The following is a 23355-nucleotide window of genomic DNA, read 5'->3' on the forward strand; positions in this document are numbered from 1 at the left end:
TTATTTCTCCAGAGATAAGCCATCTAAAGTAATGGATAAGGGTATTTGTGAAATCAGTTGAGTAATGAGCATTGCACTACCTGCTGCCAGGGTAAAACCTAAACTACCCTGCCCGATATTCAGCCAAAGATTTTGATATTTTGCACGCCCTAACAAGGGAGGACCTTTCGGTGTAGAGGGACGTGAACCACTCCATGCAACTGCTGTATCAATACCACTCAAGTGCGGAAAGGTTTTTTGAACTGTTTCTTTTAAAGCTTTTACACGACTGTCACGAATATCAACATGCTCATAGCCAATATCCACCATGGCCGCTATCCGTAACTGATCACCAAGCTTTGCATAAACGATTTTATTAGCATAATCCGTGACACTCATTTGAGGTACAGTATTGGCTTGTGTTGGAAAAGGCAGAGTTAAACTATAACCTTTAAGTGGATAAACAGGTACAGAGATTCCGATCGAATCTAAAAGCCCTCGACTACCATTCCCTGCAGCAACAACAAACTCATCTGCTTGAATCGTTTCATGGTTGGTTTTTAAGGCATAAACACGTTCATTTTTTAGTAAAAACTCTTCAACTTTATGTTGATATAAACAGTTAAAATTTGAATGCTCGAGTAACTTATTATATAGAGCCAAACAAAACAAATAACAGTCCGCAGTTTCATCATCAGGCGTATAAATTGCGCCAACCAATTCAGCAGCAATTGCGCTTAATGATGGTTCTATTTTTATAAGCTCTTGAACGGTTAAAACTTGTTGTACAGTCTCATCAATCGTTGAGCATGCTTTTTTAAATATTTTTTCATCACGATGGATCACCATTTTTCCAGATTTGACCCAACAAAAATCATCTAATTGTTCGCGCCATTGTGACATCGTTTGCTGACTAAATAATGAAAGTCGTAGAATATGCTGACCATTTAAAATATTGTCTTTGCGATTACATGCCAATAAAAATTGTATTAACCATGACCATTGAAAAGGAGAAAATCTTAGACTGAAATTTAAAGGCGAATCTGCTTTACCTAACCACTGCAATGCTTGAAATGGAACACCAGCATCAGCTAAAGGTGCAACATAACGATAACTCAATTGCCCACCATTGGCATAGCTTGTTTCACAAGCGACTTTGTCATTTGCCTCAATTAACGTGACTTTATGACCCGCTTGAATCAATGCATAAGCAGTACTTAAACCAATGACTCCACCACCAATAACAGCGACATGCTTACTCATGATATTTGTAGCTACTTTTTCCCTAAACCGAGTTCTATTAGAAAAGAAGTACATCAATTTAACAAATGAGTTTTTAGCAGCAATCCATAACCTTTAGTTAACTACTGGTGTAATCAGACCAATCTCCTTTTTAATCAGCTCAATAAAATCTTCTGTCGCTTTAGTCGTACTTACAGTGGCATTTCTGAGCACATAAATGGTGGTCGATAAGTTTGGAGTAATCGGATGAATCATCTCTTTCGGCAATGAATACGCCGCAGTATAAATATCCGTAATACTGCAACCCAAGCCCTGTCTCACCAATTCACTGGCCATATAATAAGTTTGCACATTAACAATACTATGGTTGAAAACACGATAAGCCTTAACGACTTTCATCAAAGATTCAGCATCTGGTTGAATCCAACGCTGTTCATCGATGCTGTGAATATCCTGACTTCCTGTTGTCTTTTCAGAGTCAATATAAACTAAAGGTATTTCTAAGATAGGCGTTGCAATAATGCCTTGCTGTGCTTGTGGTTGAAAGGTTACAGCCAGATCAATCTCACGCTGTAATAACTTTTGCTCTAATGCCTCAGTATGATCAGTTCCAATATTTACAAAGACTCCAGGATGTTTTTTTAAAAACTGAGCCGTGAGTTTAGGAATTAAACTTAAACCTAGACTTGGCAAACATCCCAAGGTAATCCGACCTTGCGGATTATGCGCTAAATTATGTGTCAACTTACTGAGTTTATTTATTTTCTCATAAATGGGTTTCACTTCCTGAAATAGAATATAAGCCTCATGTGTGGGCTGTAATTTTCCTTTAACCCGTTTAAATAATGCAAACCCCAAACGCTGTTCAGCATGTTTAAGTAATTTGCTTGCTGCGGGCTGTGAAATACACAGTGATGCTGCTGCTTCGGTTAAAGATCCAAATAACATTACTGTATAAAAAACTTCTAAGTGACGAAGGTTCATAATCTTAAACATAACTAAAGGTTATATAGACTCTATTAAAATTCATTACTTAATGTCAATAAATCCTTGTACATTTGCAGTGGTTTACTTATGACTATCAAGGAAAGATCTATGTCACTTCAACATGCTCCTCCTTTTGCGCCTACATTATGGACTAAAAAAAATATTGCTCTTTTTGTCGTCATTATCATCAGTTTTATCCTTGCATTTTATGCAAGAAATCTCGCTGTTGAAGATGTTGGTGTGATTGGTCTATTGCCTATTTTTGCCTTGGCAATATTAACGGTTATTGGTTTGGATATTGTTTTATCTGTAATCATTGCAATTTTAATCAGTGTCATTATGACCTCAACTGGCGTAATTGAACTGAGCACTATTTTGGCTAAATCCACAGGTTCATTTATTGCGACTGTGGGGCTTATTATTATGCTGGGGGCTGGTGTAGGTGAAGTCGCCTATCGTACAGGTGCTGCCCGTGAACTGGTCAAATTCATTGTCAATAGAGTAGGTTTGTCGAGTCAGACTCGTGTAAAACTAGGGATTATTATTTCATCTATCGTGATTTGTGGTTCATTAGGAACCATGGCGGGAGGTAATGCGATTATTGTCGCGGTGATTATTCCCATTGCTGCTGCGGTTGGACTAACACCACCAACAGTTGCACTACTCCTCATGACATCTGGATCAATTGGTTTATTCATTGGTCCATTTACACCGAGCACAGTGACTATTTTAGAGCTAGGTGGACTGAGTTATCCTCAGTTTCTCTTAACCTCTGCCTTACCGATGAGTGTTGTTACACTTGCAGCAGGCTGGATTATGTCTGGTTATATTCAAAAGTGGACTGCGGGTAAATATCAATACAATGAAGAATTTCTAAATCAAAAAGATGAAGAAGACCCTGCAAAACTAAAATCAAGCAAGCGTGCTGCGATTGTATTCTTAGCAACTATTATCGTCATGGCTGTTATTGGCGTCATCATTAAGGCTGGCTTTAGTTTTGCAATTATTGTCATGTTAACCGTGGCATTATTAACAGGCCTTGTCGCAGGATTATCACCTAAACAAATTCTTGAAGCACTCTATGCAGGCTGTGGCAAACTGGTTTGGATGTTTCTCTTATATTGGTTATACAATCCAATATTGGTATTGGTTGAGAAACTCAATGCCTACCAAACATTGCTCGATAATGTCACACCATATTTAACAGGTCTGACCCCTGCTATGCTTTGCTTCGGTATTTTCCTGTTCAACATCGTTGGGCATATCCCTGGTGCTGCAGTTGCACAAATGACTTTCACCAATAAGATTTTTGGCCCCATATTAGTCGCACATGGTGTACCGCCTACAGCGATTACAGCCGTACTGCTTGCAAGCTCTCAAGTGGATTGGTTCGGACCGTTCCCCTCATCCGACATGTTTGGTCAAATGGGCTTAGCTCGCTCTAGTCAGCTGAAATATATGTTGTATGGCGGCTGGGCGATTGTGACAGCCAACATTGGCTTATTTGCCGTGCTCTTCCATCTGCTGACTTAAAGCCCAAATACCTCATTCTGCGTTTAAGCCTCTCCTTGTTTAAGTAGAGGCTTAGTCAGGATTTAATTAAGCAATTTCTGCGGGGAAACTAATGACATCAGCAAGCTGCATTTTGTCTTGAATCACCATCAGTAAACGGTCTATACCTAAGGCGATTCCGCTACACTCACTCATATGTGGAAGTGCTGCCAATAAATAATGATCGATCGGCATTTCAATCAACCCACGTTGCAAACGCTCAGCATTATCTTGCTCAAAGCGCTGCAATAAAACATCAGCATCAATCAACTCATCATAAGCATTGGCAAGTTCTAATCCTTCAATATAAAGCTCAAAACGTGCTGCAACAAGCTCCCCATCTTCATCCTGTTTAACTTTGGCAAGTGAAGCCATCTCAGGTGGAAAATCGGTTAAAAATACAGGGGTATCAAAACCTAAGCTTGGTTCGACCATATGTGAAAATAACAAATCAATATAAGCCAACCGGTCATCACCCAAATCCAGATCAAGCCCTACACGCCGTGCACTCTGTTTTAATTCGGCTAGGCTAGCCTGTAAGGGGTTTAAATCTAAACGCTGCATAAATGCATGCTTATAACTCAAAATAACAGGTCTGAGTTCACCAAAGCGCTTTGCTAACACGACATTCAGTAGATCACTTACCTCATGCATCAGCGCTTGTAGACTCATGTTAGGGCGATACCATTCCAGCATGGTAAATTCGCTGTTGTGTTTGCGACCATGTTCGTCATCACGAAAAACTTTGCAAATCTGATAAATTGGCCCACTGCCACTCGCCAACAAACGTTTCATTGGGAACTCTGGTGAGGTCTGTAGATACTGACGTTGTAATTGACCATTAATATGACGATCGACAGCCACCGAAGCCAAGTGCACATCCGTCACAGCTGCTTGCGATACCACAGGTGTTTCAACCTCAAGCACATCACGCTGTTGAAAAAATTCACGTAATTGACGATATAACTGCGCGCGCGCTTGCAATGCGGATAAGTCACAACTCGGTTGATAGTCTAATTCTTGCTTAGTCATGACTAGGCCCTCCATGAGCAGCCCATTCTCGTCGAAGAGGATATTGTTTACGTAAGCGATCAAATGCAGCCTGATCTACGACACCTTGGTTTAAACATGCACGTAATTCAGCATCATCTTGCGCAATGTTATAAATCGAATTTATACGCTGTTTCAGCACACTATATATATCTTGATCTTTAAAATATTGCTCAGCATCGGGCAACTGACTGGTAAAATCTTTATCGTGTGGTAAATCAAATGCCTTGCAATATGCATCATAAATCATCTGAGTACCACGGGCTTTACCTTCTAGGCTATAACCTGCAATATGTGGGGTAGCGAGGCTAAGTCGCTGTAATAGTTCTGCAGAAATAACGGGCTCATGTTCAAAAACATCTAAAACAACACGGCGTCCACAGTGCGCAATATCCTCAATAAGAGCTGCTTCTTCAACCACTGCCCCACGTGCTGCATTGATTAAAATACTGTGACTTGGCATTAAGGCTAAACGCTCGGCATTAATCAAATGATAGGTTGCATGATCTTGTTCGTGAGTTAAAGGTACATGTAAAGATACCGCATCGGCTTGCTGCAACAAGACATTTAAGTCGACTTGTTCAACTTCTGGGTCAACCACATATGGGTCATGTGCTAACACTTGCCATCCCAGTATTTTAGCCAGATAAGCTAAGCGTTTTCCGACATTTCCAAGCCCCACGATGCCAAGACAAAATGGTTTGCTTTGTTCCAATAAGCACGGCTCTAAATGCAATATCGCTGTTACAACATATTCTGCTACCGCTTGTGCATTACACCCCGCTGCATTGGACCATACGATGTGTTGCTGTGCTAAAGCAGCTTGATCAAGATGGTCCGTGCCAATAGTTGCACTACCAACAAACTTAAGTGCAGTCTGATCAATTAAGGCTGCATTGACTTTGGTCACCGAACGAACCAAAAGCACTTCAGCATCTTGGACATCTTGGTGTTGTAAATGACGACCAGCAACATGGCGAATTTCTCCCATATCGGCAAAGAAATAATCGGTCAACGCCAAATTTTCATCAGCAACGATCTTCATAACCCATCTCTAAATTCAAGTCATCCTATAATACGCTGTCAGTGATAGCCTGACTACATGCGAAAATACAGTCTGTAGCCCATACAAGTCGCTTATTCATCCAATAATTCAGTAGCTCTCTCACTACATTTTATATTTTGCATAGAAAAGCCGTTTTTTGAGAAACAAGATTGATGAATAGTGATACAATCTCCCTCGACTAAAACTTGTTAAGCATCGCATAATTGGCGCTGCCCAAACTGTTCTGATAGGAATCATAATGACTGACAATGCAACCATCTTGCAGCATGTACCAGTAGGTAAAAAAGTAGGAATTGCCTTTTCTGGTGGCCTAGATACTTCAGCAGCTTTGCTGTGGATGAAACAAAAAGGCGCTGAGCCGTATGCATATACTGCAAACCTTGGCCAGCCAGATGAAGAAGACTATGACGCAATTCCAAAGAAAGCGGAGCAATATGGTGCTGTTAAAGCGCGATTAATTGATTGCCGCTTACAACTTGCGCTTGAAGGTATTGCTGCGATTCAGTGTGGTGCATTTCACATTAGTACTGGTGGCGTTCCTTATTTCAACACGACTCCACTAGGTCGTGCTGTAACAGGTACTATGCTTGTTACTGCAATGAAAGAAGACGATGTCAACATCTGGGGCGATGGCTCGACGTATAAAGGTAATGACATTGAACGTTTCTACCGTTATGGCCTATTAACTAACCCAAATTTAAAAATCTATAAGCCTTGGCTCGATCAAAACTTTATTGATGAGTTAGGTGGCCGTGCCGAAATGTCGCAATTCTTAATCGACAACGGCTTTGACTATAAAATGTCAAAAGAAAAAGCTTATTCAACAGATTCAAACATGTTAGGTGCAACACACGAAGCAAAAGATCTTGAGTATCTTGATGCTGGCATTAAAATTGTTGAACCAATCATGGGCGTTGCGTTCTGGAAAGAAGACGTTAAAGTTACCCCTGAACTCGTTACTGTAAGCTTTGAAGAAGGTATGCCTGTTGCTTTAAACGGTGTACGTATTGAAGATCCTGTTGAATTGATCCTTGAAGCAAACCGTATCGGTGGTCGTCATGGTTTGGGTATGTCTGACCAAATTGAAAACCGTATCATTGAAGCGAAATCACGCGGGATCTATGAAGCTCCGGGTATGGCTTTACTTCATATTGCTTATGAGCGTTTGGTTACAGGTATTCACAACGAAGATACGATTGAGCAGTACCGTATCAACGGTCTACGTTTGGGTCGTCTACTGTACCAAGGTCGTTGGTTCGATTCTCAAGCGCTTATGCTACGTGAAACTGCACAGCGTTGGGTCGCTAAAGCAATTACTGGTGACGTTACACTTGAGCTACGTCGTGGTAATGACTACACCATTATGAACACTGAATCTCCTAACCTGACCTATGAAGCTGAACGCTTAACAATGGAAAAAGGCGACTCAATGTTTAGCCCAATGGATCGCATTGGTCAGTTAACTATGCGTAACCTTGATATTACAGACACACGTGCAAAATTAAGCTTGTATACCAATACTGGCCTATTATCACTTGGTCAAGGTTCAGCAGTACCACAGCTTGAAACTAAAAAATAATTCCCATGTTCTCCTGACTGAGTTCAGTGAGTAACGTTAAAAAATAACCGCTTTTAAAAGCGGTTATTTTTTTCTCATATTTTTGACATCTTAGTCAATAAACTTGACCACAACACCATTTTGCACTTTACGCCCAAGATCATTGGCATCCCAATTGGTTAATCGTACACAACCATGAGAGGTCGATTTTGAGATCAAGGATGGGTTCGGTGTACCATGAATTCCAAATGTCGGTTTACTCAGTGCAATCCAGATATTTCCTACAGGACCATTCGGACCTGGTGGTAAGGATAAAGGTTTGGTATTACCACCTTGAACAAAGTTCTTTGGGGAATAACCATAAACTGGATTAGGTGCAACTTTTACAATCGTCAGAGTGCCCTTAGGTGAAGGGGTATTTGTAGCACCAATCGAAGCAGGAAATGCCCCCACCATCTTGTTATTTGCATCAAACAAATAGAGTTGGCGTGCGCCCTTATGCGCAACAATCAGACTAATATCAGTGGGTAATTCATTGCGTACATTAGGTACTAAAATACGCTCACCGACTTTATTATATTTCGCTTGTGGATTTAATACCTTCAAGAACTCTTCATCAACATGAAACTTCTCACTCAACATTTCACTCACACGCGTATAGTGTAAACCAGACATTTTTGCCTGTTCAGCGTAGTTACGTGGAATAGCTTTAACATATGGACCTTTTAAGTCCTCTGCAGTGATTAAATAATGTTGATATGCCGGTTTCTGTTGACGGATCTCAAGATGTTGCCATGTTTGTTGGGTCAATTGTCCTGTGACAGGCAAACCATTCATCTGCTGATATGCAGATATGGCTTTGAGAAAGTTATGGCCACTTTTACCATCAATTGCACCAGGTGAAGCATGTAAATTATTTAGCATGACCTGTGCCCGTGCATAAACTGGGAATCGTCCTTTCCCTGGGCTTGACCATACAGCTGAATTAATTTGTTCGATTCCCCAACTTCCTTGTGCAGGTGCTGCTGCGTTTGCTGAAGCTGTCGCCTTATTGGCAAAAGCAGGTACCTGAAAAAGGCACAAACTGATGAAGAAAACGAATTTAACTTGATTTGACCCCATAATAAACTCACAGCTAAAATCTTTAATTTTTAAAATAGATAAGCAACAATCACTTTTGTTTCAAAATGATTCAAAATCATTAACGCTTGTTCATTTTACTAATATTATTTTATTTTTGTAGATCAATTAACACTTTATTTTTATAAGTGCGACATAATCTGACTCACAAGATATAAAAAAGTCCCATCAACGGGACTTTCCTATCACTTATACAGCTCAATTAAATTTTATCATTCACGCTAAAGGTAACGATTATTGGATACGTAGACCCAAAATTGCAGGTTGACCCGCGCGAATAATTGCAACACGTGCGACAGTATTGTTTTTCAGTTCAGCTACAGCTTCAATGAAATCATTGGCATTTAATACAGCCTTGTTATTAATCTTCGTCACAACATCACCAGGTAACATTTTTGATTGTGATGCCAAACCGCCACGATTTACGTCTTGAATCAACACACCACCCTTAAGGCCCAATTGTTTCACTTCAGCTTCACTTAGACTGCGAATCGCAACCCCTATGACTGGACCTTTTTTTGCAGCAGTACTTGTATTTGCACTCTCTTTAGCGGGTGTATCGTCTGGTGAGGTCGATAGGATTGCTTGAATCTGACGCATTTTATCATCACGTAAGATTTCAAGTTGAATACTTTGATTTGGTGAAGTACGGTTTAGGTAGTTAAGCAATTCTGAAGTCCGCGAAATCGCCGAACCATTGTATTTTAAAATTACATCACCTGCTTTTAAACCGGCCTTTTCTGCTGGAGAGTTTGGTGCAACCTGAGTTACCAATGCGCCTTCTGGTTTTGGCAACTTATAAGCTTCTGCTAAGTTACGGTCAACATCTTGCATGGCTACGCCTAGATAAGAACGTGTCACTTTACCATTTTTCTTTAATTGATCAGCAATATCCATTGCAACATCAATAGGGATAGAGAATGATAGGCCCATATAACCGCCTGTGCCACTAAAGATTCGTGAGTTGACACCAATCACCTGACCTGACTGATTAAAGAGCGGCCCACCTGAGTTACCTGGGTTGAGTGCAGCATCAGTTTGGATAAAAGGAACTGAGTTTTCACCCTGCATATTTCGTGACTTAGCACTGACAATCCCCGCTGAAGCGGAATAATCAAATCCAAAAGGTGAACCGATAGCAAGCACAGGTTGTCCAACTTTGAGTTGATCAACATTACCTGGAGTTAATGTTGGATAACTTGTTCCCTCTACTTTCAATAAAGCAACATCGGTACGTGCATCACTTCCGACTACTTTTGCATCAATTTCACGGCGATCATTGAGAACAATTGTGACTTTGGACGCATCTTCAACAACATGGTGGTTGGTCAGTAGATAACCATCTTTGCTGATAAAGAAAGCACTGCCATAGGCAGTTTTTTCTTGCGGCATACGTTGCTGTGGAATAATGACTTGATTACCAAAGAATCGCTTCAAAATTTCAGGCACTTGCTGTTGTAATAACTCTTCCTGTGTCATTTTTTTCACGACATTGACACTTACAACTGCGGGACTGACTTGTTCAACTAAATTGGAAAAATCAACGGCAGTAGCTGCTTGGCTCTGTGCAGCTACAGCAAATACTGCTGCAAACATGCCTTGTTGTAGATAGCGACCTTTCATTAAGCTTGAACTCTCTAGTAATTAAGTGGATAAAAATGGTTGTATCATATTCGTTTTGAATATTGCGTTAAAAAATGTTTCTATATTTTTGTAAAACAATATCTTAGTTAATATTCTTTAGATTATACAACTTTCATTTTAATCATAAACTACTCGGTGCTAAAGCCATCGAGTTTCATTGATGCAACTTAGATTGCACAGTTCCCTTTCAATGCTTGGTTACTACTGCGTAGCTTGCTGTGCTGGAACACCTTTGACGTATGTTAAGCAATCTATTTAGCAGCAAAGCACAGTACACTTAAAAAACGTAAAGAAATCTAGGTTGTTAAACCAGTGCTCACTTCGCCTTAAAAGAGCAAGAATGCGCTCTTTAATTTATATTCAAGGCTTGTATTTTTGAGCAAAAAGGAGTGTCATAACTGGACGATTAAAACGTTGTAGGATGACATGTCTAAACAAGGGACCACACATCAGTATGATGTGATCATTGTCGGTAGTGGTGGTGCAGGTTTAAGTCTTGCACTTTCATTGGCAAATCATTTAAAAATTGCTGTACTCGCAAAATCAGATTTACATGATGCTAGTACCTACTATGCCCAAGGTGGCGTTGCTGCGGTGCTTGATCAGGCTGATTCGATTCAACAACATATAGATGACACCATGATTGCCGGCGTACAATTATGTGAATTAGATGCTGTTGCTCAAACAGTAAATGGTGGGCAAGCTTCTGTTGATTTTCTATTGCAACATGGGGTTAGTTTTACCTTAGATCAAAATCAGCAATTACATCTCACACGTGAAGGCGGCCATTCACAACGTCGTATTATTCATGCAGCAGATGCCACAGGTAAGGCGATTTCGACCACCTTGGTTGAACGTGCCCGTCAGCAGTCCAATATTCATATCTTCGAGAACTTTGTTGCGATCGATATGATTACCCAGCATAAACTTGGCCATACCGACCAAACAGATCGTGCACTTGGTCTTTATGCCCTCGATATCGATCATGACTGTGTGCACACCTTCCTTGCCCCATTTACCGCATTGGCCTGCGGTGGTGCAATGAAAGCCTACTTATATACCTCAAATCCTGATATCGCGACTGGTGATGGTATTGCCATGGCCTATCGTGCAGGTTGTCGTGTAGCCAATATGGAATTCAACCAGTTCCATCCAACCTGTTTATATCATCCTCAAGCACGCTCTTTCCTAATTACAGAAGCCATGCGGGGTGAAGGTGCATACTTACGATTACCTAATGGTGAACGCTTTATGCTGCGTTTTGATGAACGTGCTGAATTGGCACCTCGTGATATCGTTGCTCGCGCCATAGACTTTGAAATCAAAAGATTAGGGATTCGCCACGTCTGGCTAGATATCACCCATAAGTCTGAAACATTCATTAAAGAGCATTTTCCAACACTGTATGCCCGCTTACTGGAACTTGGTATTGATATTACTCAAGATATGATTCCTGTTGTCCCTGCTGCGCACTATACCTGTGGTGGTGTAATGGTTGATGAGCATAGTCAAACAGACCTTGCTGGGCTTTATGCGATTGGTGAAACTTCGTATACTGGACTACATGGCTCAAATCGTATGGCCAGTAACTCTTTACTTGAATGTTTTGTTTATGGCATGAGTGCAGCTGAACATATACAACAACAGTTTACTGCTGACTTTCAATATCCATATATCCCTGCGTGGGATACATCACAAGTTAAAGATGCAGATGAAGACGTGGTCATTCTACAAAATTGGGATGAACTACGTGCCACGATGTGGAACTATGTCGGTATTGTACGTACCAACAAACGTCTAGAACGTGCTTTACACCGCATTGAAATGCTCAAATCTGAGATTAACGAATATTATCAAGACTATCATGTGAGTAAAAACCTGATTGAGCTGCGTAATCTCGTACTTGTTTCAGAAATGATTGTACGCTGTGCTATGCACCGTAAGGAGTCTCGCGGTCTACATTACACGCTTGATTATCCTGAACTATCTGAGCAATTGTATAAAACCGTACTGAGTCCCTTAGACACTCAGGTACAGTTACAGGTGGTTAATCCGACCTTGACGACTGCCCTTAGCGTATAAACATATAACCAACAGCTCTCGATCACAACACATGCTCTTTGTGATCGTGAGCATACATGCTTAACTCACTGATCTTAAGCTGACTCAGCTTCAAGTTGTATAGCTGTTGAACTCAAATCTTGATGATGCTTTAAATATTTCTTGGGTGACATCTGCATAAACTTTTTAAACATCACAATAAAACTAGTATCACTATCATAAGCCAGACGATGTGCAATGCGTTGTACACTCTCTCCTTCACTCAACCATTGTAATGCAATGATCACATGTAACTTTTTCCGCCATTGATTAATACTCATCCCTGTTTCACGCTGAAATGCACGTGTCATTGTACGCTCACTCATACAACACACTGCAGCCCATTCTGACAAGTTATGATTCAGCTCGGGTGTACTCAACAAAGTATCTGAGATCTTTTTCAAGCGTGGTTGTTGTGGCATTGCTAAATAAAAAAATTGTTTAGGTGCGGCTAAAATCTCGTCGAGCAAACAATGCATTAAGCGTTGTTCTTGCTCCGACTCATAATTATGCGCAATGCTTGCAGTACGGGTAAGTAAAGCCTTGAGAAAATCATGGGTATGATACATTTGAAAATGGTCAGGAATTTTGATATCTAGTTTTGGGTCGATAAACAATACATAACCAGATGAAAAACCATAGCTTTTCACCTGATGCTCCGTCATCGCAGGTACCCACAATGCGTTATTTGGTGGCAAAATCCAAATTCCCTGTTCGGTCTGTAAAGTCACTAAGCCAGATAAACAAACAACAAATTGATTTTTTAAATGGTGATGCATGGCAAGTTCCCAGTCAGGAACTCGCTCTTGCATCTTTAAAATGACAATGGAGCGATCCAATGTATCAGCATAAAAATGTTGCATGCTCTGTTGCATCCTAAAGTTTCATCTCAGATCAATACTTTAAAACAGAACGAATCACCTGCTGCGCTTGTTGCTGACTGGTCACAACAAACATAGGATATCCTGCAAACTTCACGTAATTATTGGCAAATTTTTGCATAATCAAACGACTTTGTTCATCTGCTTCAATATGTACCAGCGCTTTGACAAATTCAGCGAGATCACTACGCTTTTGTTTAACCCAAGCCGCAACAAATTTACGCTCTTCATGACTCCCCTGCTGTTCTGGTGTTGGACCTTCTCCCACCAATACAAAGGGTTGCTCTCGATCAAGCAATGCTTCAAAGCGAGCAATATTTTCTTCTACACTGATTGCATCTGTACTTTGATAACTAATCTTAACCACAGGAAAGTTTTCTGTATCTTGAATAAACATAATAATTTCTCCAAATAGGAATGATTATTATTTTACCCATAGAATAAGTTACCACATCTGAGCTTTCAGCCAAAAAATAGTGTAATCCAGCCAATTTTACACATTTTTATTGTTGGTCTAAATCAAGGCCATCGGCAGATCAATGTTGTGGAATTGCATAAGTCCCCACTACATGTGCCACAGCATCGTCCGAACCCACAGAATAGATCCAGACTTCGCCTACTGCGAGTGTACGGCCCACTTTAATAAGTTTACACAAAGCCCGAATATCCTGACCACCTATAGGTTTACGCAGAAAATTAATATTTAAGTTGGTCGTCACTGTAAGCGCCACCAAACCAATTTCTGCCAAGATTGCAACATATAAAGCAATATCTGCCAGCATCATCATGGTTGGTCCTGAAACAGTGCCACCTGGCCGTAAATCTTGATCATCGACATGGCAGCGTAATGTTGCAGTATATTCTCCAACATGCTCAATACTGCATTTCTCTAAACTCTGTGGAAATTCCTGCTGTAAAAATGCTTCGATTTCTTGTTGCTGTACTTTCATCACGATCCTTTGCAATGTTATTTCGTACTGTCCAACATAGTTAAATTAGCAACAAAAAGAAAGTGTTAAAGCAGTGTATTTTCAGATGTTATATTTTAACTGATCAACACTGCTGAAAATTTAGAGTGCTGCTTGCAGATATGCCAAAGCTTGTGCAAACACATCATCCGCGGACTGAGTTGCATCTAAACGTTTAATACGCTCTGAATGTTGCTGATGTAACTGGGCATATCCAGCACGTACTCGGCTAAAAAATTCTGTTTTTTCTTGCTCAAAACGATCCAAAGCGCCACGAGCACGTGCGCGTGCCATACCTGTTTCAATAGGTGCATCGAGCCAAAAGGTCAATTCAGGCATGCGTGGAACAAAGTTTTGATTTAAGAGTGCTAGTTTTTCATGACTCAAACCTCGACCAGCACACTGATATGCAAAACTTGCATCGGTAAAACGGTCACACAACACAATTTGACCGGCAGCCAATGCAGGTAATACTTTATTTTCTAAGTGCTGTGCACGTCCTGCATACATGAGTAATAACTCAGTATCATGACAAATCGCTTCACTATGTTCAGTACTAAGCAATAAGTGACGAATCTGCTCTGCTACTGCTGTTCCCCCTGGTTCACGGGTCAAAAGCACAGTTTTGTTCTGTCCGATGAGATATTCATTGAGCTTGGCAATCAATGTTGATTTACCCACGCCCTCGGTACCTTCAAAACTGATAAACATTAGGACTCCTTATTTTTTTCTGCAATAACAGCACGATATGCTTGAACTGCACGATTGTGCTCTTCCAAACTACGACTAAATTTATGCCCGCCATTGCCTGTTGCAACAAAGTAAACTGCATCAGAATTATCTGGATGCATTGCAGCTTCAATCGCCTTTTTACTTGGCAAAGCAATTGGGGTTGGCGGTAAGCCATTGATAGTATATGTATTATAAGCTGTAGGTGTGCGTAAGGCTTGACGGGTAATGTTGCCTTTATACGCATCCCCCATGCCATAGATCACTGTAGGATCTGTTTGCAGGCGCATGCCTAATTTTAAACGACGTACGAATACCCCTGAGACCTGACGTAACTCCTTCTCGACACTGGTCTCTTTCTCAATGATCGATGCCATAATCAGAGCTTCATATTTATTTTTATAAGGTAAATTTGCGTCACGTTTTTCCCATGCAGCATCTAGAATCTTCATCTGACGTTGGTAGAGATCAGTTAAAATTTGCTGATCTGTCATACCCTTATCAAAAAAATAAGTGTCTGGTGCAAATAATCCTTCCAAATGATTATAAGGAATATTGAGTGCCTTAATAATCTCAGCAGGCTGCTGACCTAACTTTTTATCGACCAAAGGATCTTTATGTAATGCTAAAAGAAGTTGTTTTGCGGTAGTCCCTTCAATCACTAAAATACGATTCATCTGCGCATTTTCAGCATTGGCAATCATATCGAGAACCTGACGGACACTCATTCCTGCTTTAACTTCATAGATGCCGGCTTTAAGTGTATCTTGAATAAAAAATTTGCGATAAATCTTAAGTACAGTAGGAAATTTCACTTTGTGATCAGCAGCCAACTGATCGATAAAACGACTATAGGTTTCCCCAGTATTAATTGATAGTTTCTGTTTTTTGCCTTGAACTGGATAATCTTTAAATAAACTCTGTTGCAATACAAATGTCAGACAAAGACTAACGATGACGAGGAAAATAACGAATAACTTAACCACCCGATTTTGGGCAAAAAAACCATTTTTTTTCTGAGTTTGGGATTTGGACTTTGTTTTAGGCATAGCTATCTAACTGGTTAAGTTGCAAAGTATGAAATAGTTCAACACAGGGTTGAACCGTTAAATCACGTTGCTGAAATTTTTGCACGATTTTCATTGGGGTCAAAGCATTACAGAAGAATAGACTTTGTATCTGTTCAATTTCTGCAACTTCGACATGACGTAATTGGTAGTGTAACTGATGTTGCTGCATTCTCTGCAATATTTCCGCACGCATTACACCATGCACGCCATTATCGCTCAATAAAGGGCAGACCCAAACATCATTGATATAAAGAAAACAATTACTGCTCACTCCTTCAACAACGTGCTGCTTTAAATCTGTCACTAAAGCTTCAGACCACTGCTTTTGATCTGCTTCATGCTTAAATAAGACCTGTTCTAAGCAATTTAAACTTTTCACACCGACCAATTGCTGAGTTCTCAGACCCATTTGTGCTTGTAATACACCACTGTCTATATATTCAAGTGAGAAATCACGTCGTGAGCTTGGATAATAAAACAAATAAAAATCAGCTTGATGATCGGGAAAACTATAGCCACGTTGTCCTGCACCACGACTGATGAGCATTTTTAAACTGCCGTTTAACACGCCAGAACTTTGACGTAATTGCTTTAGACTTTGTTCAATCAAGTCAAAATCTAACTGTAAACTTAAACGCTCCGCAGCACTCTTTAGCCGATCCATATGGCGCTGAGCGAGTAAAACAGTATCATTGATCACAGCAACGGTACTAAAACAACCATCACCATAATGAAAAGCACGATCAAGCAAATCCACTGATTCCACCTGAACAGCATTTTTAAAACACACCTGCATTGTCCAAAACCTCTATATCCATAATTTCAAAAACAAAAAATTTAAAACAATATCTCTTTTCGTAATATTAAATTCGTTTTTTATTATTTTTTACGAATAACATCACAAGCTATCCTGCATTCATCGTTATTTAGCTCAGCAAAAATAGGAACAATTATATGAGTTTTTCAAAATTAAAACTTGGACTTATTGCTGTACTCGTCACAGCAGCAAGTGGCCAACTCTGGGCTAAAGATTTTCTGAATGTTTCATATGATCCAACACGTGAATTTTATGAAGACATTAATAAAGAATATGCAGCGTATTGGAAAAAAAGGACAGGTCAGGTGATTAACTTTAAACAATCCCATGGCGGTTCAAGTAAACAAGCTCGTGCTGTTATTGATGGCTTACAAGCAGATGTGGTCACCTTGGCATTGGCCGCTGATATTGATGCATTGGCTGAAAAAACCAATCTACTGCCTAAAGACTGGCAACAAAAATTTCCACACAACTCTACCCCGTATACGTCAACCATCGTATTTTTAGTCCGTAAAGATAACCCTAAAAATATTAAGGACTGGGGTGACCTAGTAAAACCAGGTGTTGCAATCATCACTCCAAACCCGAAAACTTCAGGTGGTGCGCGCTGGAACTACTTGGCTGCATGGGCATGGGCTAAACATACCTATGGTAGTGATGCTAAAGCACAAAACTTTGTTGCTCAGATTTATAAACAAACCAAAGTACTTGATTCAGGTGCTCGAGGTGCAACAACGACTTTTGCGGAGCGTGGTATAGGTGATGTACTGTTGGCGTGGGAAAACGAAGCATACTTAGCTGTACGTGAACAGCCTGGTAAGTTTAAAATCGTTACCCCTTCACTCTCGATTTTAGCTGAACCACCTGTAGCAATTGTTGAAAAAAATGCTGAAAAACATGGTAATCGTTATGTCGCACAAGGCTACTTAAATTTCCTCTACTCTCCACTGGGTCAGGAAATTGCAGCGAAAAACTTTTATCGCCCACGCAATGCCGCAGTCCTACAAAAATACGCACAAGTATTTAAACCATTGAAACTTGTAACGATTGACCAAGAGTTTGGCGGCTGGGCAAAAGTGCAAAAACTTCACTTTGATAATAATGGTATTTTCGACCAAATTATCAAACAAAATACCATTAAGAATTAAGCAACCTGTTGTGATCAACGCAATATAGAGGCATCGACATGATTCATACGCTTATTGTTCCAGGTGTAGGTGGCAGTAATATCGACCACTGGCAGTCTTGGCTTGAACGTCAATTGAAGTCCACTTCACGTGTACAACAAGATTGGGATCATCCTGTGCTCTCTATGTGGGTTGCCAATATGGCAGAAGCGCTTTTACAAGCACCAGACAATGTTCAAATTGTTGCACACAGTTTTGGTTGTCTAACCAGTCTCGCTACACTGGATCAGTATCCAGAGCTTTGTAATAAAGTTAAAAAATTAATCTTGGTTGCACCAGCAAACCCAGCACGTTTTTGTGCTACAGGCTTTGCCCAACCGATAGACTCAGCATCACAAGCAACAGAAACTGAAGACAACTACCGTGATTACTTTTTGCAGTTGCAGCCTAAAGTACCTACTGAAATGATTATGAGTGAAAATGATCCATGGTTGTCTTTTGATATCGCGCAACAACTGAGTCAAGTTTGGCAAGTTCCTAGCCGTAACCTAGGACAAGTTGGGCATATCAATGTTGCTTCAGGTTTTGGTTATTTTCCTGAAATTTTTGACCATCTACTTTTGGCCAAACAACATGGGCTTGCAGTTCATGCAGAGGATTGGATACATCGACTGAAATTTTCAATCTAGTGCACTAGATTCGTTTTAACTAAGTAATTTTTAAAGGCTTATTGGATTCAATAAGCATTTCTCATTTTGAGGTGTCGTCATGTCGCAGCGTTCCCGAGTGCTGCCAGGTTTTGGTCTTTCACTAGGCTTTACCCTAGCTTATCTGTCTTTTATTGTACTGATTCCCCTAGCTGCGGTTTTTATTAAATCGATGGGCATTGGTTGGTCCGGTTTGTGGGATATTATTACCTCTAAACGTATTTTAAACTCACTACAGCTCAGTTTTGGCGCGGCATTAATTGCAGCACTGATCAATGTGGTCTTTGGTTTGCTTTTAGCTTGGTGCTTAGTACGCTATAACTTTCCAGGTAAGCGAGTTGTTGATGCCTTGATCGATTTACCATTTGCACTGCCAACAGCAGTTGCAGGTATTGCCCTCACTGCGCTGTATGCCCCAACTGGCTGGATCGGCCAATATTTAGAGCCACTTGGAATTCAAGTCGCATATAGTCCTATTGGTATTACCCTAGCCTTGATTTTTATCGGGATTCCTTTTGTAGTGCGTACCGTACAACCGGTACTTAGTGATTTGGAAACTGAACTTGAAGAAGCCGCTTCAGCTTTAGGTGCTAGCAGACTACAGATCGTGACTAAGATCATATTACCCATTTTGTTGCCTGCTCTATTGACAGGTTTTGCCTTGGCCTTTGCTCGTGGAGTAGGTGAATATGGTTCCGTAATCTTTATTGCAGGTAACCAGCCTTTCAAAACAGAGATTGCACCGCTCATGATTATTTCTCGTTTAGAAGAATATGATTTTGCAGGCGCAACAACCATTGCTGTGATGATGCTCGTCATTTCTTTCGCTATTTTGTTCTTGATTAATATCTTACAAGCTTGGGCAAGTCGCCGTACAGGGAGAACAGCACGATGAGTTTCAATGCCTCTAGTAATGCTCTGGCAGAAAAGTTGCAATCTCGTGATGCAACCCGTGAACCAACATGGGTGCGTTGGACACTGATCAGCATCGCTGCAATATTTTTCCTTAGTTGCTTAATCCTGCCTTTGATTTTGGTCTTTGTTGAAGCATTTAAACAAGGGTTGGGGGTTTATTTCCAAGCTTTGGTTCATCCTGATACATTATCTGCTGTAAAACTAACTTTAATTACAGCGGCAATTGCAGTACCTCTGAACGTTGTGTTTGGTGTCGCTGCGGCTTGGGCTGTTGCTAAGTTTGACTTCCGTGGTAAATCTATTTTAACCACGATTATTGATATGCCTTTCTCCGTATCCCCTGTTATCGCAGGCCTGATGTTGGTGCTGATTTTCGGTACGCAAGGTTGGATGGGTGAATGGTTACTTGATCACGATATCAAAATTTTATATGCCACACCTGCAATTGTAATTGCCACAATTTTTATTACTGTTCCTTTTGTTGCACGTGAGTTAATTCCACTTATGGAAGCACAAGGTACAGAAGAAGAGGAAGCTGCTATTGTTCTTGGTGCTTCTGGTTGGCAAACCTTTTGGAAAGTCACTCTCCCCAATATTAAATGGGGTCTGATCTATGGTGTGATTTTGTGTAATGCGCGCGCAATGGGTGAGTTTGGTGCTGTATCTGTAGTTTCAGGGCATATTCGCGGTGAAACTAACACTCTACCTTTACACGTTGAAATTCTATATAACGAATATACTTTCAGCGCCGCATTTGCAGTGTCGTCCTTACTGGCCTTCTTGGCAATTATCACCCTCATCATCAAAACATGGGTCGAAATTCGTCAAGAAAAACAAGTTCAACATCAACAAGATTCAAGCGTATAAAACAGGAATGTCATCATGAGTATTCAAGTTAAAAACATCGACAAAAGTTTTGGTGCATTCCACGCGCTGAATAATATTTCTTTAGATTTTCCAGAAGGCCAATTGGTTGCACTACTCGGACCTTCTGGCTGTGGTAAGACTACCCTGCTACGTATTATCGCAGGTCTAGAAGCTGCCGATCAGGGACAAGTCATTTTAGAGGGGCAAGATGCCACTAATGTTCATGTGCGTGAACGTCAAGTTGGTTTCGTATTTCAACACTATGCACTATTTCGTCATATGACTGTTTTTGACAATATTGCATTTGGTCTACGTGTTCGTCCTCGTGCAACACGCCCATCTGAGGCTGAGATTAAAAAGCGTGTTGATCGTTTACTCGAATTGGTACAACTGGGTTTCTTAGCTGATCGCTATCCTGCTCAATTGTCTGGAGGCCAACGTCAACGTATTGCCCTAGCCCGCGCTTTGGCTGTAGAACCACGTGTTTTACTTCTTGATGAACCTTTTGGTGCACTTGATGCTAAAGTACGTAAAGAATTACGTCGCTGGCTACGTACTCTACATGATGAGTTACATATCACCTCGATTTTTGTGACACACGATCAAGAAGAAGCACTTGAGGTTGCTGATCAAATTATTATTATGAATAAAGGTAATGTTGAGCAAATTGGTTCACCACGTGAAGTTTATGAACAGCCCAAAACTCCCTTTGTTTTTGACTTTTTAGGTCAGGCGAACCGATTCGATGCACAACACCATGACAATGGTATTATCCAAGTCAATGACGACCGTTTGCATTTGCCAAATTTACAACATGGGCCAACGGGTAAAGTCATCGCCTTTGCTCGACCAGATGAACTACAGATTTTCTCACAACCTGTTGAAAATACATTACAGGCTACATTTACCCGTGAAGTTTGGATTGCTGGAAAAATTATGGCTGAACTACAGGATCAAAATGGTCGATTAATTGAAATCGAACTCAGTGCTGAAGAGGCTAAATTGCATCAATTTAGACCAAATCAATCTGTTTGGGTCCGTCCTGTTAACCTCCATTTATTTGCACATGATCATGCTTAGCAGATCTCAAACAGCTTCATGGATTGATCATATTTAAGGTATTACTACAATGAATTTTCAACAACTTAGAATCATCCGAGAAACAGTTAGACAGAACTTTAACCTAACTGAAGCGTCAGCGGCACTCTACACCTCTCAATCAGGCGTGAGTAAGCATATCAAAGACCTTGAAGACGAATTAGGCGTACAACTTTTTGTACGTAAAGGCAAACGTTTATTGGGCCTAACTGAGCCTGGTCAAGCCCTACTCAGCATCGTGGAACGCATGCTCATCGATGCAGACAACATTAAACGTCTTGCAGACAACTTCAATAAAGTCGATGAAGGCACATTAACAATTGCAACAACCCATACTCAAGCACGTTATGTGTTGCCTCCGATTGTCAATGCATTTAAGCAATTGTTCCCTAAGGTTCATTTGGTTCTACAACAAGCGAGTCCAGTTGAAATCACTGAATTACTGCTCTTAGGTGAAGTCGATATTGGTATTGCAACTGAATCACTGACCAATGAAGATAATTTAGCCAGCATTCCATTTTATAATTGGAAACACTCTATTATTTTGCCGCAAGACCATCCGCTTGCTCAGCTTGAGCCTGAACAAATTACTCTGGAGAAATTGGCTGAATATCCAATTATTACCTATCACGGTGGTTTTACTGGTCGTTCAAAAATAGATTTATCTTTTGAGCAAGCCAATCTTCAAGCCAATATTGTCATGGCTGCGTTAGATGCGGATGTCATCAAAACTTATGTTGAACTGGGTATGGGCATAGGCATTGTCAATGATGTTGCTTATGACCTTGAACGAGATCATCGCTTAAAGCAAATTCCAACTGAACTTTTTGGGCTCAATACCACTTGGATCGCTGTACGTAAAGGGCATTTGTTGCGAGGTTATGGCTATGAGTTTATCTCACAATGTATTCCTCAAGCAGACATTCAATCATTGAAAAAAATGGCTTATCCTGACGAATAAGTAGCTTATATTTTTTAATTATTATTAATAATAAAAAAACGAGCCGAAGCTCGTTTTTTTATGACAGCCATATTTCAACTGTCAACTTTAGATTACCAATAGAAGTTAACACCAACTTTACCTACAGGCATCCACTCATAACGGCTCTTGTCTTGGATCTTACGTTCTTCGTGAGCAAGTTCCTCTTCAAGATTATAACCAGCGTTAGAAGTAGCACCACCTGAAACAACACGTAGGCTAGCTTTTGGGTTACCAGTATAATAAGCACCAACTTCACCAAAAACACCCCAATTTTTATTAAATTTAGGTGCGATACCTAAGCCAACATATGGCGCGATATCATTGTCATATTTCATCGAACCTGCAATGTGAGCACCATCAGCCGTTGATTGGAAGTCTTTACCATTCACGCTAAAGTTACGGCTTGAGCCTACACGTCGGTCTAGATCATAATCATTGTCGATATAGCCAATACCTGCCGCAACATAGAAGCTGTTTGCGAATGTATTATCACTCGCACCCCATGGACGAATTTCAGCATTTAAATAAGCTGTTTTATTGTCCATGTCCATATCGTACTTAGAGCCATTGACTTTTAAGTCATCAGACCAAGAGATATCACCACCATTGTAACCTAGAGCTAGACCTACATATGGATTGATACTCCAGAGTATTGCACCACCATAACCCGTAGTACCCACTTCTGCACGTACTCCAGATGGAATTAATTGATTCTTGTCAAAAGTGCTGCCGCTTTGAATCACACCTGAATCAGCCATGGTTAAACTTGAAACGGTTAATGCTGCAACAGCTGCTGTGTATTTCACAATCTTCATATACATTTCCTTTAAGAAACTTTGGTTAATTGATTGATCTTGTAGTAATTGCGTTTTTCTTA

The 23355-nt window shown here is 40.4% G+C and carries 22 protein-coding genes; 9 read left to right on the plus strand and 13 right to left on the minus strand.

The annotated features are described in order from the left end of the window. Together Aru01_RS10190 and Aru01_RS10195 are read right to left on the minus strand one after the other, a co-directional pair. Positions 1-1296, minus strand: coding sequence for a D-amino acid dehydrogenase (locus tag Aru01_RS10190; RefSeq protein WP_081407231.1), 1296 nt, complete (start codon positions 1294-1296; stop codon positions 1-3). A gap of 39 nt (positions 1297-1335) precedes the next feature. Continuing rightward, positions 1336-2205, minus strand: coding sequence for a LysR family transcriptional regulator (locus Aru01_RS10195; RefSeq protein WP_040331129.1), 870 nt, complete (start codon positions 2203-2205; stop codon positions 1336-1338). A 111-nt stretch (positions 2206-2316) separates the two neighbouring features. Between Aru01_RS10195 and Aru01_RS10200 the strand changes: the two genes are divergently transcribed. Then, positions 2317-3741: a transporter permease gene (locus Aru01_RS10200; protein ID WP_016655435.1), complete on the plus strand. Its 1425-nt coding sequence runs from the start codon at positions 2317-2319 to the stop codon at positions 3739-3741. A gap of 66 nt (positions 3742-3807) precedes the next feature. Here the strand turns inward: Aru01_RS10200 and epmA are convergent, their stop codons facing one another. Together epmA and Aru01_RS10210 are read right to left on the minus strand one after the other, a co-directional pair. Beyond that, positions 3808-4791: an EF-P lysine aminoacylase EpmA gene (epmA, locus tag Aru01_RS10205; protein ID WP_016655434.1), complete on the minus strand. Its 984-nt coding sequence runs from the start codon at positions 4789-4791 to the stop codon at positions 3808-3810. Beyond that, positions 4784-5854 carry a 4-phosphoerythronate dehydrogenase gene (locus Aru01_RS10210; protein ID WP_016655433.1) on the minus strand — a complete coding sequence of 357 codons (1071 nt, stop codon included), beginning with the start codon at positions 5852-5854 and terminating at the stop codon, positions 4784-4786. The genes epmA and Aru01_RS10210 overlap by 8 nt, the downstream gene beginning before the upstream one ends. Positions 5855-6098: 244 nt before the next feature. Here Aru01_RS10210 and argG point away from each other — a divergent pair, with 244 nt between their 5' ends. Further along, entirely contained in the window at positions 6099-7454 is a 1356-nt protein-coding gene (argG, locus tag Aru01_RS10215) for an argininosuccinate synthase (RefSeq protein ID WP_171068161.1), read from the plus strand. A gap of 90 nt (positions 7455-7544) precedes the next feature. Here the strand turns inward: argG and Aru01_RS10220 are convergent, their stop codons facing one another. Further along, positions 7545-8555, minus strand: a complete 1011-nt coding sequence (locus Aru01_RS10220) for a L,D-transpeptidase family protein (RefSeq protein WP_016655431.1) — start codon at positions 8553-8555, stop codon at positions 7545-7547. 252 nt (positions 8556-8807) lie between these two features. Beyond that, positions 8808-10196, minus strand: coding sequence for a Do family serine endopeptidase (locus tag Aru01_RS10225; RefSeq protein WP_016655430.1), 1389 nt, complete (start codon positions 10194-10196; stop codon positions 8808-8810). A 447-nt stretch (positions 10197-10643) separates the two neighbouring features. Between Aru01_RS10225 and nadB the strand changes: the two genes are divergently transcribed. After that, on the plus strand, positions 10644-12299 hold the full coding sequence (nadB, locus tag Aru01_RS10230; RefSeq protein WP_016655429.1) for an L-aspartate oxidase: 1656 nt from the start codon (positions 10644-10646) through the stop codon (positions 12297-12299). Positions 12300-12373: 74 nt separating this feature from the next. Here nadB and Aru01_RS10235 read toward each other — a convergent pair whose 3' ends face one another. The 6 genes from Aru01_RS10235 to pabC all read right to left on the minus strand — a co-directional run bounded on the left by Aru01_RS10235 (position 12374) and on the right by pabC (position 16761). Further along, positions 12374-13180, minus strand: coding sequence for a helix-turn-helix domain-containing protein (locus Aru01_RS10235; protein ID WP_016655428.1), 807 nt, complete (start codon positions 13178-13180; stop codon positions 12374-12376). 31 nt (positions 13181-13211) lie between these two features. Then, on the minus strand, positions 13212-13595 hold the full coding sequence (locus tag Aru01_RS10240; RefSeq protein ID WP_016655427.1) for a hypothetical protein: 384 nt from the start codon (positions 13593-13595) through the stop codon (positions 13212-13214). A 139-nt stretch (positions 13596-13734) separates the two neighbouring features. Next, positions 13735-14148: a PaaI family thioesterase gene (locus Aru01_RS10245; RefSeq protein ID WP_016655426.1), complete on the minus strand. Its 414-nt coding sequence runs from the start codon at positions 14146-14148 to the stop codon at positions 13735-13737. 120 nt (positions 14149-14268) lie between these two features. Further along, a complete protein-coding gene (tmk, locus tag Aru01_RS10250) occupies positions 14269-14877 on the minus strand; it encodes a dTMP kinase (RefSeq protein WP_016655425.1) in 609 nt (202 codons plus the stop codon). Next, positions 14877-15944, minus strand: a complete 1068-nt coding sequence (gene mltG / locus Aru01_RS10255) for an endolytic transglycosylase MltG (RefSeq protein WP_016655424.1) — start codon at positions 15942-15944, stop codon at positions 14877-14879. Before mltG ends, tmk begins: the two co-directional genes overlap by 1 nt. Beyond that, the gene (pabC, locus tag Aru01_RS10260; RefSeq protein WP_016655423.1) at positions 15937-16761 is read right to left on the minus strand and encodes an aminodeoxychorismate lyase; all 825 of its coding nucleotides are present in this window, start codon (positions 16759-16761) and stop codon (positions 15937-15939) included. The genes mltG and pabC overlap by 8 nt, the downstream gene beginning before the upstream one ends. A gap of 158 nt (positions 16762-16919) precedes the next feature. On the opposite strand from pabC, the gene Aru01_RS10265 reads away from it, so the two are divergent. From Aru01_RS10265 to Aru01_RS10290, 6 genes are all read left to right on the plus strand, one after another. Beyond that, on the plus strand, positions 16920-17930 hold the full coding sequence (locus tag Aru01_RS10265) for a sulfate ABC transporter substrate-binding protein (RefSeq protein ID WP_016655422.1): 1011 nt from the start codon (positions 16920-16922) through the stop codon (positions 17928-17930). A gap of 38 nt (positions 17931-17968) precedes the next feature. Beyond that, complete coding sequence (locus Aru01_RS10270; RefSeq protein WP_016655421.1) at positions 17969-18598, plus strand: RBBP9/YdeN family alpha/beta hydrolase; 630 nt, start codon at positions 17969-17971, stop codon at positions 18596-18598. 79 nt (positions 18599-18677) lie between these two features. Beyond that, positions 18678-19511 carry a sulfate ABC transporter permease subunit CysT gene (gene cysT, locus Aru01_RS10275; protein WP_016655420.1) on the plus strand — a complete coding sequence of 278 codons (834 nt, stop codon included), beginning with the start codon at positions 18678-18680 and terminating at the stop codon, positions 19509-19511. Next, positions 19508-20398: a sulfate ABC transporter permease subunit CysW gene (cysW, locus tag Aru01_RS10280; protein ID WP_016655419.1), complete on the plus strand. Its 891-nt coding sequence runs from the start codon at positions 19508-19510 to the stop codon at positions 20396-20398. Before cysT ends, cysW begins: the two co-directional genes overlap by 4 nt. 15 nt (positions 20399-20413) lie before the next feature. After that, on the plus strand, positions 20414-21478 hold the full coding sequence (locus Aru01_RS10285) for a sulfate/molybdate ABC transporter ATP-binding protein (protein WP_016655418.1): 1065 nt from the start codon (positions 20414-20416) through the stop codon (positions 21476-21478). Between the two features lie 49 nt (positions 21479-21527). Continuing rightward, on the plus strand, positions 21528-22457 hold the full coding sequence (locus tag Aru01_RS10290) for a CysB family HTH-type transcriptional regulator (RefSeq protein WP_016655417.1): 930 nt from the start codon (positions 21528-21530) through the stop codon (positions 22455-22457). A 92-nt stretch (positions 22458-22549) separates the two neighbouring features. Here the strand turns inward: Aru01_RS10290 and carO are convergent, their stop codons facing one another. Continuing rightward, the gene (gene carO / locus Aru01_RS10295; protein ID WP_016655416.1) at positions 22550-23293 is read right to left on the minus strand and encodes an ornithine uptake porin CarO; all 744 of its coding nucleotides are present in this window, start codon (positions 23291-23293) and stop codon (positions 22550-22552) included. Positions 23294-23355 lie beyond the last annotated feature (62 nt).

This window comes from Acinetobacter rudis, from assembly GCF_000829675.1.
GTDB lineage: Bacteria > Pseudomonadota > Gammaproteobacteria > Pseudomonadales > Moraxellaceae > Acinetobacter > Acinetobacter rudis.

Coding starts and splice junctions, on each gene's coding strand:
- Aru01_RS10190 (WP_081407231.1), bottom strand. CDS start 1,296: ATGTACTTCTTTTCTAATAGAACTCGGTTTAGGGAAAAAGTAGCTACA.
- Aru01_RS10195 (WP_040331129.1), bottom strand. CDS start 2,205: ATGAACCTTCGTCACTTAGAAGTTTTTTATACAGTAATGTTATTTGGA.
- Aru01_RS10200 (WP_016655435.1), top strand. CDS start 2,317: ATGTCACTTCAACATGCTCCTCCTTTTGCGCCTACATTATGGACTAAA.
- epmA (WP_016655434.1), bottom strand. CDS start 4,791: ATGACTAAGCAAGAATTAGACTATCAACCGAGTTGTGACTTATCCGCA.
- Aru01_RS10210 (WP_016655433.1), bottom strand. CDS start 5,854: ATGAAGATCGTTGCTGATGAAAATTTGGCGTTGACCGATTATTTCTTT.
- Aru01_RS10220 (WP_016655431.1), bottom strand. CDS start 8,555: ATGGGGTCAAATCAAGTTAAATTCGTTTTCTTCATCAGTTTGTGCCTT.
- Aru01_RS10225 (WP_016655430.1), bottom strand. CDS start 10,196: ATGAAAGGTCGCTATCTACAACAAGGCATGTTTGCAGCAGTATTTGCT.
- nadB (WP_016655429.1), top strand. CDS start 10,644: ATGTCTAAACAAGGGACCACACATCAGTATGATGTGATCATTGTCGGT.
- Aru01_RS10235 (WP_016655428.1), bottom strand. CDS start 13,180: ATGCAACATTTTTATGCTGATACATTGGATCGCTCCATTGTCATTTTA.
- Aru01_RS10240 (WP_016655427.1), bottom strand. CDS start 13,595: ATGTTTATTCAAGATACAGAAAACTTTCCTGTGGTTAAGATTAGTTAT.
- Aru01_RS10245 (WP_016655426.1), bottom strand. CDS start 14,148: ATGAAAGTACAGCAACAAGAAATCGAAGCATTTTTACAGCAGGAATTT.
- tmk (WP_016655425.1), bottom strand. CDS start 14,877: ATGTTTATCAGTTTTGAAGGTACCGAGGGCGTGGGTAAATCAACATTG.
- mltG (WP_016655424.1), bottom strand. CDS start 15,944: ATGCCTAAAACAAAGTCCAAATCCCAAACTCAGAAAAAAAATGGTTTT.
- pabC (WP_016655423.1), bottom strand. CDS start 16,761: ATGCAGGTGTGTTTTAAAAATGCTGTTCAGGTGGAATCAGTGGATTTG.
- Aru01_RS10265 (WP_016655422.1), top strand. CDS start 16,920: ATGAGTTTTTCAAAATTAAAACTTGGACTTATTGCTGTACTCGTCACA.
- Aru01_RS10270 (WP_016655421.1), top strand. CDS start 17,969: ATGATTCATACGCTTATTGTTCCAGGTGTAGGTGGCAGTAATATCGAC.
- cysT (WP_016655420.1), top strand. CDS start 18,678: ATGTCGCAGCGTTCCCGAGTGCTGCCAGGTTTTGGTCTTTCACTAGGC.
- cysW (WP_016655419.1), top strand. CDS start 19,508: ATGAGTTTCAATGCCTCTAGTAATGCTCTGGCAGAAAAGTTGCAATCT.
- Aru01_RS10285 (WP_016655418.1), top strand. CDS start 20,414: ATGAGTATTCAAGTTAAAAACATCGACAAAAGTTTTGGTGCATTCCAC.
- Aru01_RS10290 (WP_016655417.1), top strand. CDS start 21,528: ATGAATTTTCAACAACTTAGAATCATCCGAGAAACAGTTAGACAGAAC.
- carO (WP_016655416.1), bottom strand. CDS start 23,293: ATGAAGATTGTGAAATACACAGCAGCTGTTGCAGCATTAACCGTTTCA.